This is a genomic window from Actinomycetospora chiangmaiensis DSM 45062 (genome assembly GCF_000379625.1).
In the GTDB taxonomy this organism is placed as follows: Bacteria; Actinomycetota; Actinomycetes; order Mycobacteriales; family Pseudonocardiaceae; genus Actinomycetospora; species Actinomycetospora chiangmaiensis.
In genome coordinates this window covers 485,739-496,619 of sequence record NZ_KB903229.1, presented here as the reverse complement: position 1 = coordinate 496,619, position 10,881 = coordinate 485,739, and the positions used below count along the sequence as shown (strand labels likewise).

The following is a 10,881-nucleotide window of genomic DNA, read 5'->3' as shown; positions in this document are numbered from 1 at the left end:
TCCCCGACCAACGACGCGGCGCCCGCGCCCCCGATCGTCCCCGCCTGCTCGTAGATCCTCTCCAGCGACAGCCGCGAGTCCCCGACCAACGACGCCGTCCACGCCCGCTGCGACTCCACGATGTCGTTGAGAGTGCGCTGAAGCGGCGAGGTCATCGGGAGATGTTGCCTGGCCGTCGGCTCCTCGGGTGGTCTCGACGAGGTCACGCTGGAAACGGTACGCCGACAGTGCGACGGGTCCGCCCGCCGGACGTCGGTGGTTGCCGCGCCAACCACATGACCGGGCACGCTGCTACACCCGGTGCTACATCTCGATCATGGTCTGCCCGGGAGACCCCGTCTGACCTTGAGCCGGCGCGGGGAATCGAACCCCGGACCTTTCGCTTACAAGGCGAGTGCTCTGCCGATTGAGCTACGCCGGCACTGAGGCACCATCGTAGGCGAGGGCCGGCTCACACCGCCGGTCGCCCGGTCGGACGGCAACGCCGTCCGCCCCGCCCGCGTCCCACGAGGTGCCGAAGATGAAGTTTCCCGGCCTCGGCCCCAGGGATCACCCTGCGGCCGAACCGGACCCCGAGGAAGTGGAGAGTCAGCCCGTGGGGGTGACCCAGCGAGCGCGCGGCTCGCTCCGTCGTCACGTACCGATCCCGACCGCGGAGGACCTCCGCCGGCGGGCGGCGCTCGACGCGCCGACCGTGCGCGAGAACCTCCTGCCCGCCGTCACCGGACCACAGGTCGCCGACGACGCCCTGGTGCTGCGCGTGCTCGACCTCGCGCTGCGCATCGGGGAGGTCCAGCTCGCGACCGGTGCCGGGGCGGCGGCCGCCCACGACACGATGCTCGCCATCGCGTCCGCCTACGGCCTGCCGACCTGCGACGTGGACATCGCGTTCTCGACGATCACGATGTGCTGCCACCGCGGCGTCGAGGCCGGGCCGGTCACGACGATGCGCAACGTCCGCTACCGCACCCAGGACTACACGCGCCTGGCCACGGTCGACGCGCTGATCAAGGACATCGTCGACACCGACAACCCGGTGTCGTCGTCAGAGGCGCTCACCCGGCTCTCGGCGGCCGTCGCGGCCAACCACCCGTACCCGCGCTGGATCGCCGGGCTCTCCCGGTCGGTGTTCGCCAGCGCGGTCGCCGTGCTCATCGGCGGCGGCTTCGGCGTGGCGCTGGCCGCGTTCGTCCTCACCGGCGTCGTCTGGGGGCTCGCCCGGTGGCTCGGCCGCCACGGCGTCCCCATGTTCTTCCAGCAGGTCCTCGGCGGGGCGCTGGTCACGACGACGGCCCTCCTCCTCGCCTCCTCCGGCGTCCTGCTCGACTCCCCCAGCCTCGTCGTCGCGACCGGCCTGATCGTGCTGCTCTCCGGGTTGTCACTGGTCGGGCTCGTGCAGGACGCCATCACGGGCTTCCCGTTGACCGCGGCGGGCCGAGCCGTGGAGGTGGTGCTGGCGTCGGCCGGGCTGCTGGTCGGCGTCGTGGTGTCCATCAAGGTGATCGGCCAGATCGGCGGCGACGCCGTCTTCTCCCTCGCCCAGGACTTCTCGAACCTCACCCCCCAGCCCGACGCGACGTCCCTGATCGCGGCCGCGGCCGCCGGCGTGTTCTTCGCGCTGTCCGCCTACGCGCCGCTCGCCTCGCTACCCGTCGCAGGCCTCGCCGGGGCCGTCGCGTGGGGGCTCTACGCGTACGGGTTCGGCACCGTCGGGATGGGCCAGGTCGTCGCCAGCGCCGCCGCGGCGGGCGCCCTCGGCCTCATCGCGATGCTCATGCCGTCGCGGGCGCAGATGCCGCCGCTGGTCCTCGTCATCGCCGGCATCACGCCGCTGCTGCCCGGTCTGCTGCTCTACCGCGGCTTCTCGCAGCTCGCGATCGTCGGCCAGAGCTCCAACGTCCAGCTCAGCAACGGCAGCCTCGCCACCGGCTCCGTGACGATCCTGCTGGCTCTCACCGTCAGCATGGGCATCGCCGCGGGCGTCTCGTTCGGCGAGCAGATCGGCTGGCCGATCTCGCGCATCTGGCGTCGGCGGAACCCCTCCGCCCCGCGCCGCGCCCGCCCGCGGATCTTCTGACCCGTTCCCGACGACGGGTGCCGCGGCACCCGTCGTCGGGAAGGCTCTGGCGTGTCAGCGGTGGCACACGGTGGACGCTCGACGTCAGCAGGCCGCCACGCTCGCGACGGTGTGGTTTTCCTGCCACTGGACGACAGCAACGACGCTTCGCTGTCACCCGGGAACGGCTACCGCGCCGGCGGACCCGACGTCCCGCGCACCATCAGCTCCGTGGGCAGGAGCAGGGTGCGCGAGCGCTGCCGGTCGCCCCGGTCGAGCAGGAGCTCCCCGGCGGCGCGGCCCTTGTCGAGGGAGGGCTGGCGGACGGTCGTGAGCCCGGCGCGCTCGGCGGCGGGGACACCGTCGAAGCCGGTGATCGTGAGGTCGCCGGGAACGTCCCGGCCTGACGCGCGGGCGGCGCGCAGCGCACCGAGGGCAAGGATGTCCGAGGTGCACACGACGGCGGTGACGTCGGGGTGCCGCTCGGTCAGCTGCTCGAAGGCGTTCGCCCCGGCGGCCTCGGTGTGGTCGAAGCGCTCGACCACGGGGACTCCTCCCCAGTCGACGCCGGCAGCGGTGAACCCGTCGCGCAGGCCCGCGAGGCGACGGCGCTGCACCTCGTAGCGGGCGTGGTCCTGGCGGGAGACCGCGGCGAACCCGTCGTTGCGGTCGGTCGAGAGTCGCATGCAGAGCACGCCGACCCGACGGTGCCCGAGGCCCGCGAGGTGCTCGGCGAGCTCGACCATGGCGGCCTGGTCGTCGATGCCGACGCGGTCGACGTCGGGGACGTCGGTCGGCTGGTCGCACACCACGACGGGAACGGGGCGCTCGAGGACGGCGGCGAAGTGCTCGTCGTCGTCGGGCATGGAGTAGACGACGAAGCCGTCCACGCCGGCCCGGGCCACGGCGCCGACGTCCTCGGCCTCCGGGCTCACCGGCACGAGCAGCAGGCCCGAGCCGTTGTCCTCGCAGGCCAGCGCGAGGCCCTCGAGGAACTGGATGGCCACGGGGTCGCGGAACGCGTAGGACAGCGCCTCGGTGAGCAGCAGCCCCACCGCGCCGGCCTTGCGGGTGCGCAGGGAGCGTGCAACCGGGTCCGGTCCCGGGTAGCCGAGCCGCCGTGCCGTGTCGAGAACCCGGCGTCGCAACGCCGGGGAGAGCTGGTCCGGCCGGTTGTAGGCGTTGGAGACCGTCGTCCGGGACACCCCGAGCTCAGCGGCCAGTGAGGCCAGCGTCGCCGTGCGCCGCGTGGACCTCCGCCCCTCGAGTGCCTCTGCCACCTGCGCAACGTAGCGACTGTTTCGATCTAGGGCCACCGGTCGCGACCGAATGCGAAGTCCGTTCGTGTCACGGATGCCACCAGCGGGCACCCTCGCCAGCGATAACGGCAACGGTTATCGTTTGCCCTCTCGCCCTCCTGGGCGACAGCAACCGCTTGCGCCCCCCGAGGAGCCGCCCCCATGCCCGTCGTCCGCCGTGCCGTGCTCGCCGCAGGGGGCGCCGTGACCGCCCTCGCGCTGGTCGCGGGCTGTTCCGGTTCCGGGAACTCCGCCGCGCCCTCGTCGTCGTCCGCCGCTCCCGGCGGCACCCTCACCGTCGTCGCGACCACCAACGTCTGGGGTGCCGTCGCGCAGGCCGTGGCGGGCCCCGACGCGAAGGTCAAGGCGATCATCAGCGACCCGGCGGGCGACCCGCACTCCTACGAGAGCACCCCCGCCGACGCCGCCGCGATCACCTCGAGCGACATCACCATCGCCAACGGCGGGGGCTACGACACGTTCGCCCAGAAGATCGCGGCCGCCGACCCGGCCGCCAAGGCCAAGATGATCACGGCGTTCGACCTGCGGCCCGACAGGTCCGACGACAACGAGCACGTCTGGTTCGACCCGACCACCGTGAAGGCCGTGGCCGGCCAGATCGCGCAGCGGCTCTCGCAGGCCGAGCCGGGCCAGGCCGCGGGTCTCGCGCAGCGCGCCCAGGCGTTCGACGCCCGCGTCGACCAGATCGCGCAGCAGACCGCGGCCATCGGCACGTCGCGCCCCGGCACGAAGGTCATCTCCACCGAGCCGATCGCCCACTACCTGCTGAAGACCGCCGGGGTGGCCGACGTGACGCCGGAGTCCTTCGTCGCGGCCATCGAGAACGAGACCGACCCCTCCGCGGCGTCCCTCGTCGAGGTGCGCAACGCCCTCACCGCGAAGCAGGTCACCGCCCTCGTGTTCAATCCGCAGACGCAGACCCCGGTCGTCTCGGGCCTGCGCGACACCGCGAACGGGGCCGGGGTGCCGGTCGTCGAGGTCACCGAGACGCTGCCCGCCGGCGTCACCGACTATCTGCAGTGGGTGGACGGCACCCGTGCGGCCCTGGCCCGGGCCGTCGGCGCGCCGGCCTGATCGGCCGACGCGGCGGAGCGGAGCTCGACCATGGAGGAGAGAACGAGATGAACCCGGCCGTCGAGCTGTCCGGTGCCGAACTGCGCCGCGGTCCCCGCACCCTGTGGTCCGGCCTGGACCTGCAGGTCCGGCCCGGGGAGTTCATCGCCGTGCTCGGGCCCAACGGCTCGGGCAAGACGACGCTCCTCCAGGTCCTGCTCGGGCTGCTGGACCTCTCGGCGGGATCGGTGGCGATCCACGGGTCTCCGCCGCGGCGGGGCAACCCCACGGTCGGGTACATCCCCCAGCAGCGGGCCCTCGACCCGCTGACGCCCCTGCGCGGGCGCGACCTCGTCGGCCTGGGCCTCGACGGCCACCGGTGGGGCCCCGGGTTCCGCGGCAGGACCCGTCGTCGGGAACGGGTGGCGGAGGCCCTCGCGCAGGTGGACGCGCTGGAGTACTCCGACGCGCCCGTCGGTTCGCTCTCCGGCGGCGAGCAGCAGCGGCTGCGGGTGGCGCAGGCGCTGGTCGGCGACCCGACGCTGCTGCTGGCCGACGAGCCGCTGCTCTCGCTCGACCTGGCCCGCCAGCGCACGGTGGTCGACCTCGTCGACCGGCGGCGCCGGGAGCACGACACCGCGGTGGTGTTCGTGACCCACGAGCTCAACCCGGTCCTGCCCGTCGTCGACCGGATCCTCTACCTGGTCGAGGGGAAGTTCCGGATCGGCACGCCCGCCGAGGTCATGACCTCCGAGAACCTCTCGGAGCTCTACCGCACCGAGGTGGAGGTCGTGCGCGTGCGCGACCGCATCCTGGTCGTCGGCGCGGAGGACTCCCCGGTGCACCACCACGACGAGCCGGTCGAGGTGGGCGCCCGATGAGCACCACCCTGGAGCTCCTCCAGCTCGACTTCGTCCGCGACGCCCTCATCGCCGGCGGCGTCCTGGCGCTGCTCGCGGGGCTGCTCGGGCCGCTGATCGTCGGGCGCGGGATGGCGTTCGCGGTGCACGGCACCTCGGAGCTGTCCTTCGCCGGCGGCGCCGGGGCGCTGCTGCTCTTCGGCGCCGGGGCCGTCGGCTGGGGCGCGCTGGTCGGGGCGGTCCTCGTCGCGCTGGTCTTCGGCGCCCTCGGGCTCGCCGCGCACGAGCGCGACTCCGTGATCGGCGTCCTGCTCTCCTTCGGTCTCGGCCTGGGCGTGCTGTTCCAGTCGCTCTACACCGGACGGTCGGCGAACAAGTTCGGGCTGCTCGTCGGGCAGATCGTCGGGATCGACACCGGCGACCTGATCTCGCTGGCGATCACGGGCCTCGTCGTCGTCGGGGTGCTCGCGCTGACCTACCGGCCGCTGCTGTTCGCCTCGCTCGACCCGACGATGGCCGCCGCCCGCGGTGTCCCGGTCCGGGCGCTCTCGGTCGCGTTCGCGGTGCTGCTGGGCGCGACGACGGCGCTCGGCGTGCAGATCGTCGGCGCGCTGCTGGTGCTCTCCCTGCTCATCACGCCCGCCGCGGCCGCCGCGCGGGTGACGGCGTCGCCGCTGCTCGCGACGGTGCTGGCGGTGCTGTTCGCCGAGGTCGCCGTGCTCGGCGGGATCGTCCTGTCGCTGGCACCCGGGCTGCCGATCAGCCCGTTCGTCGCGGGGATCGCGTTCGTGACCTACCTGATCTGCCGCGCGGTCGGCTCGGTGCGCACCAGGCGCCGCGCCAGCCGCACCGTGGTGCCCCCCGGGCCCGACGCCACGTCGACGTCGTCGCAGAGCGCCCTGGCCAACCAGAGCCCGCGCCCGCGGTCCTGATCCACGGGCGGGGGCACCACGCCGGGGAACGGGTCGGTGATGCGGCCGCCGTCGGCGACCTGACAGACCACCTCGTCGTCGTCGACCCACGCCCACGCCGTGCCGGTGCCGTCGCCGTGCTCCACGGCGTTGGTGGCGACCTCGCTGCAGGAGTAGACGAGGTCCTCCCCGCCGTCCTCGTCGAGCCCGGAGGAGCCGACGACGGCGGCGAGCTCACGCCGCAGCGTCCCGAGGTCCTCCGGCCGGAAGGTCCAGCGCCGCGCGTGCGCCGGGGGCGGCGGGATCGCGGGGGCGGGGGTCTCCTTCACGACGTCGGCCGGGGCCCGGTAGCGGGGATTGGGGTGCGGCTCGGCCATCGGGCCCACCTCGGCGTGGCACTGCGCGTAGGCCGGCGCGCCGGTGCGGTAGGCGCACCACAGCGTGGCGGGCAGGCCCCGCAGCGCGACGTCGACGGCCGCCTCCAGCCGGAGCCAGTAGGCGTCCGAGCGGCCCAACGAGGGCTGGTGCTGCGTGACCAGCAGGCTCGCCGTGCCTGCCCGCGCCGACCGGGCGGCGAACGTGGCGATCCGGGCCGCGATCTGGAAGGCGTCGGTCCGCGCCGGTCGCGTCACGTCGAGGAACCGGATGGCGTCCGCGTCGGAGCCGAGGGCGTCGCACAGGGAGCCGACGGTGTCGTCCTCGAGGGCGACCGTGACGGTGCGGCCCTCCGCGAGCGCCTCGCCCACGGGCGGCGCGAGGGCCGCGCCGAGCGCCGCGGAGTCGGTGTAGGCGATCCCGCGGTGCACGAGGGCGGGCACCGGCATGCCCGCATGGTAGCGATCACCCGTCCGGAGCTGCGCTCGGCCGAACGGAGTCGGGGGTGGTCGCTAGGGTCCGCGCATGACGCAGGGTCGGACTCCCCGGGGCCTGAGCCCGTTCACGCGGCTCGCGCTCGTGCTGAACGTCGTCGTGCCCAACATCATCGGGGCCGGCGTGGTGCTCGTGCTGGCCGCGTGGGTGCTGCCCACGGAGACCCTGTCCTCGGACCCGGACGCCCTGGTCCGCAACCTCGTCGTCTTCGGCCCCTACCTGCTCGTCGCCGTGCTCGTCGGCGCGTGGTGGGGGCACTACCGGATGCGGGTGCCGGCGCTGCCCGAGGACGCCGACGACGAGGCCCGCGAGCAGCACTTCCGGCGGCTCCGCCGGGTGGTGCTGCGCGGGCCGCTGCGCCTCGCGACCGTGCAGGCCGTGCTGTGGGCCGTCGCGGCCGCGCTGTTCGTGCTGCTCAACGTGTTCTCCTCCGGGCGCCTCGGGTTCCAGGTGGGCGCGACGGTGGTGCTGGGCGGCATCGCGACGGTGTCGATCACCTACCGGCTCGTGGAGGTCGTGCTCCGCGGGGCGGCGCGGGAGGTGCTGACCATCCGACCGCCGTCGGGCTCCGTGCTGCCGGGCGTGCTGATGCGGACGCTCGGTGGGTGGGTGTTCGGCACGGCCACGCCGCTGCTGGGCGTGCTGCTCGCCGGCGTCGCCGCGCTGGCGTTCGGCGGCTACACCCTCGAGCGGCTGGCGGTCGTGGTGGTGGTGCTCGGCGGGGTCGCACTGCTCCTGGGCGGCGCGGTGATCACCCTGACCGCGCTGTCGACCGCCGCCCCCGTCCTCGCGGTGCGGCGCGCGTTGAAGAAGGTCGAACGCGGCGACTACGACGTCGACGTCCCCGTCTTCGACACCACCGAACTCGGCCTGCTGCAGGCCGGGTTCAACACCATGGTCTCCGGGCTGCGGGAGCGGGAACGGGTCCGCGACCTGTTCGGCCGCCAGGTCGGCGAGGACGTCGCCCGCCACGCCCTGGAGAACGACGTCGAACTCGGGGGCGAGGTCCGCGAGGTCGCCGTGCTCTTCGTCGACCTCGTCGGCTCCACCACCCTGGCCGCGACCCGGCCGCCGAACGAGGTCGTCGAGCTGCTCAACGAGTTCTTCGCGGTGGTCATCGACGTCGTGGAACACCACGGCGGGTGGATCAACAAGTTCGAGGGCGACGCCGCACTGGCGGTGTTCGGCGCACCCACCGACATGGCCGACGCCGCAGGATGTGCGCTGGCGGCGGGGCGGGTGATGGCGGTGCGGCTGGCCGAGGAGGTGTTCCCCGGCTCCGACGGGCTCGGCGCCGGCATCGGGGTCTCCGCCGGGGAAGCGGTCGCCGGGAACATCGGCGACCGGCGCCGCTACGAGTACACCGTGATCGGGGACCCGGTGAACGAGGCCGCCCGGCTCTGCGACCTGGCCAAGGACGTCGAGGACCTGGGCGAGCGCAGCGACGGGAGAACCGTGGGCGTCGTCGGCTCCGGCGCCGCCGTGTCGCGGGCCGGGGACGAGGCGTCCCGGTGGACCTCCATCGGCTCCCGCACCCTGCGCGGACGTACCGAGGAGACGGAGATCCTGGTGCCGACCCGTCTGGGCGGACGGACGGCCCACCGGTCCGAGTCCGAGTCCGACGACGACGCCGCTCAAGAGTCACACCAGGCAGCCTCCGAGGCCCACGAACCTGCGTAGCTGACACTCGCGGCCAGCCGACCCCGCCGTGGCGCGCTCGGCGCCGTTCCGAGCGAAGGGCCCCCTCGCTCAATAGATTCGCCCGTGGGCGCCCATCGCCAGGGCGACCCGCCACCGTCGTCGGGAAGGAATCCCATGCCTGTGCTGCCGGAGCCGTTCACCTACCGGCGGGTGGACGCGGACGGGGTGTCGATCAACGTCGCGGTCGGCGGGACGGGCGACCCGGTGCTGCTGCTGCACGGCTACCCGCAAACGCACCTGATGTGGCGGGACGTCGCGCCGGAGCTCGCCCGCGACCACACCGTGGTGGTCCCCGACCTCCGCGGCTACGGCGCCTCCGACAAGCCCACGCCCGACGACGACGCCCGCAACTACGGCAAGCGCGCCATGGCGGCCGACCAGGTCGCGGTGATGCGGTCGTTGGGCTTCGACCGGTTCGACCTCGTGGGCCACGACCGCGGCGCCCGGGTCTCGCACCGGCTCGTCCTCGACCACCCCGACGCCGTCGCCCGCCTCGCCGTGCTCGACATCGTGCCCACCCGGCACGTGTTCGCGAACGTCGACCGCGCCCTGGCGTTCGGCTACTTCCACTGGTTCTTCCTGGCCACCGGCGGGGACGTGCCCGAGACGCTCCTGCGGGGCGCCCCGGAGTTCTGGATCCGCACGATGGTGGAGCGGCTGCTGGCGCCCGGCGTCACGATCGAGCCAGAGGTCATGGACCACTACATCGCCGCGTTCTCCGACCCGGCCACCATCGCGGCCACCACCGCCGACTACAAGGCGGGCGCCGGGATCGACCTCACCGACGACGAGGAGACCTGGAACGCCGGGCAGCGCATCGAGTGCCCCACGCTCGTGCTGTGGGGCGAGCTCGGCTTCGTCGGGAAGAGCTACGACCCGCTCGCGGTCTGGGGCGAGTACGCCCGCGACGTCACGGGCCGCGCGATGCCCAGCGGCCACTTCATCCCCGAGGAGGCGCCCGCCGAGACGCTGGCAGAGCTGCAGAGGTGGCTATCGCCTCGTGAGTACTGACCCGTGTCAGGGCACGGGTGAGTACTCACGAGGCAGAGCCACCTCGGCGGCGCCGGGCCACCTCGGCCAGCGCCACCGCGGCCGCGACCGAGGCGTTGAGCGACTCCACGTCGCCCGCCATCGGGATCGCGACCGTGCCGGTACACGTCTCGCGCACGAGCCGCGACAGGCCCTTGCCCTCCGACCCGACGACGAGGACGAGCGGTCCGCGCGCCGCGTCCGGGCCGACGACGGCGTCGAGGTCGTCGATCGTCGCCGACACCTCCCCGTCGAGCCCGACCGTCACGAACCCGTCGTCGTTCCAGGCCCCCAGCGTCCGCGAGAGGTTGGTGGCGCGGCCGATCGGCATCCGGGCCGCCGCACCCGCCGAGGTCCGCCAGGCGACGGGGGTGACCCCGACCGAGCGCCGCAGCGGCAGCAGCACCCCGTGCGCCCCAAAGGCGGCCGCGGAGCGGATGACGGCGCCGAGGTTGCGGGGGTCGGTGACCCCGTCCAGCGCGACGAGCAGCGGCGCGACCTTCGCGAGGTGCGCCGCCTGCCGGGCCTCCTCGAGCAGGTCGTCGGGGTGCAGGTACTCGAACGCCGGCACCGAGAGCGCGAGGCCCTGGTGCACCGAGCCGTCCGCCAGGCGCTCGACGTCCGCGCGCGGCACCTCGAGCACGCTGATCCCGCGGTCGCCCGCGGTGCGCAGCGCCTCGCGGACGCGGTCGTCGATGTCGATGCCCTGCGCCACGTGCAGCGCCGTCGCCGGGATGTGCGCGCGCAGGCTCTCGATCACGGGGTTGCGCCCCACCACCACCTGCGGGCCGTCCGGCGCGTCCCGTTCCCGACGACGGGTCGCGCCGCCCGACGACGCCGGGCCACGGGACGTCCCCGGGCGCGGCTGCGACCCGGCCGGCCGACGAGCGGCCGCACCCTGACCGGACTTGCCGGTCTTGCCGCCGCCCTCGTACGACTTGTGGTTGGGACGGTTCTCCGCCTTCGGGGTCGGGCCCTTGCCCTCGAGCCCCTTGTGCTTCTGCCCGCCGGAGCCCTTCGTGGGGCCCTTCTTCGAGCCGGGGTTGCGCCGCGCACCGGGGCGGCGCGAATTTCCTGCCATC

8 protein-coding genes, 1 tRNA gene and 1 pseudogene are annotated in these 10,881 nt (G+C 73.9%); 6 read left to right on the top strand and 4 right to left on the bottom strand.

Going from position 1 to position 10,881, the window contains the following annotated elements; all coding sequences use genetic code 11:
• Nucleotides 1-348 precede the first annotated feature (348 nt).
• A tRNA-Thr gene (locus A3CO_RS0115850) sits at nt 349-421 on the bottom strand.
• 180 nt (nt 422-601) lie between these two features.
• Here A3CO_RS0115850 and A3CO_RS0115845 point away from each other — a divergent pair.
• Nucleotides 602-2,077 carry a threonine/serine exporter family protein gene (locus tag A3CO_RS0115845; protein ID WP_169510949.1) on the top strand — a complete coding sequence of 492 codons (1,476 nt, stop codon included), beginning with the start codon at nt 602-604 and terminating at the stop codon, nt 2,075-2,077.
• Nucleotides 2,078-2,244: 167 nt separating this feature from the next.
• On the opposite strand, the gene A3CO_RS0115840 is transcribed toward A3CO_RS0115845, so the two are convergent.
• Nucleotides 2,245-3,336: a LacI family DNA-binding transcriptional regulator gene (locus tag A3CO_RS0115840; protein ID WP_026204662.1), complete on the bottom strand. Its 1,092-nt coding sequence runs from the start codon at nt 3,334-3,336 to the stop codon at nt 2,245-2,247.
• Nucleotides 3,337-3,516: 180 nt separating this feature from the next.
• Between A3CO_RS0115840 and A3CO_RS0115835 the strand changes: the two genes are divergently transcribed.
• Genes A3CO_RS0115835 through A3CO_RS39535 form a run of 3 tightly spaced genes read left to right on the top strand, consistent with a single transcriptional unit; the run spans nt 3,517 to nt 6,220 of the window.
• Nucleotides 3,517-4,449, top strand: coding sequence for a metal ABC transporter solute-binding protein, Zn/Mn family (locus A3CO_RS0115835; RefSeq protein ID WP_018333230.1), 933 nt, complete (start codon nt 3,517-3,519; stop codon nt 4,447-4,449).
• Between the two features lie 47 nt (nt 4,450-4,496).
• Complete coding sequence (locus A3CO_RS0115830; RefSeq protein ID WP_018333229.1) at nt 4,497-5,309, top strand: metal ABC transporter ATP-binding protein; 813 nt, start codon at nt 4,497-4,499, stop codon at nt 5,307-5,309.
• Nucleotides 5,306-6,220 (top strand): metal ABC transporter permease, encoded by a 915-nt coding sequence (locus A3CO_RS39535; RefSeq protein ID WP_018333228.1) that lies wholly within the window; start codon nt 5,306-5,308, stop codon nt 6,218-6,220. Before A3CO_RS0115830 ends, A3CO_RS39535 begins: the two co-directional genes overlap by 4 nt.
• On the opposite strand, the pseudogene A3CO_RS36915 reads toward A3CO_RS39535, so the two are convergent.
• Nucleotides 6,190-7,023: pseudogene (locus A3CO_RS36915) on the bottom strand (ATP-binding protein); the annotation flags it as partial. The gene A3CO_RS39535 and the pseudogene A3CO_RS36915 sit on opposite strands and share 31 nt — an antisense overlap.
• 76 nt (nt 7,024-7,099) lie before the next feature.
• On the opposite strand from A3CO_RS36915, the gene A3CO_RS0115815 reads away from it, so the two are divergent.
• A complete protein-coding gene (locus A3CO_RS0115815; protein WP_018333226.1) occupies nt 7,100-8,749 on the top strand; it encodes an adenylate/guanylate cyclase domain-containing protein in 1,650 nt (549 codons plus the stop codon).
• A 135-nt stretch (nt 8,750-8,884) separates the two neighbouring features.
• Nucleotides 8,885-9,781: an alpha/beta fold hydrolase gene (locus A3CO_RS0115810; protein WP_026204660.1), complete on the top strand. Its 897-nt coding sequence runs from the start codon at nt 8,885-8,887 to the stop codon at nt 9,779-9,781.
• Between the two features lie 25 nt (nt 9,782-9,806).
• Here the strand turns inward: A3CO_RS0115810 and rlmB are convergent, their stop codons facing one another.
• Nucleotides 9,807-10,880, bottom strand: coding sequence for a 23S rRNA (guanosine(2251)-2'-O)-methyltransferase RlmB (gene rlmB / locus A3CO_RS0115805; protein WP_018333224.1), 1,074 nt, complete (start codon nt 10,878-10,880; stop codon nt 9,807-9,809).
• Between the last annotated feature and the right edge of the window lies 1 nt (nt 10,881).

Bases quoted from the DNA above. Each gene is read 5' to 3' on its own strand.
- A3CO_RS0115835 (WP_018333230.1), top strand. From the start codon at position 3,517: ATGCCCGTCGTCCGCCGTGCCGTGCTCGCCGCAGGGGGCGCCGTGACC.
- A3CO_RS0115830 (WP_018333229.1), top strand. From the start codon at position 4,497: ATGAACCCGGCCGTCGAGCTGTCCGGTGCCGAACTGCGCCGCGGTCCC.
- A3CO_RS39535 (WP_018333228.1), top strand. From the start codon at position 5,306: ATGAGCACCACCCTGGAGCTCCTCCAGCTCGACTTCGTCCGCGACGCC.
- A3CO_RS0115815 (WP_018333226.1), top strand. From the start codon at position 7,100: ATGACGCAGGGTCGGACTCCCCGGGGCCTGAGCCCGTTCACGCGGCTC.
- A3CO_RS0115810 (WP_026204660.1), top strand. From the start codon at position 8,885: ATGCCTGTGCTGCCGGAGCCGTTCACCTACCGGCGGGTGGACGCGGAC.
- rlmB (WP_018333224.1), bottom strand. From the start codon at position 10,880: ATGGCAGGAAATTCGCGCCGCCCCGGTGCGCGGCGCAACCCCGGCTCG.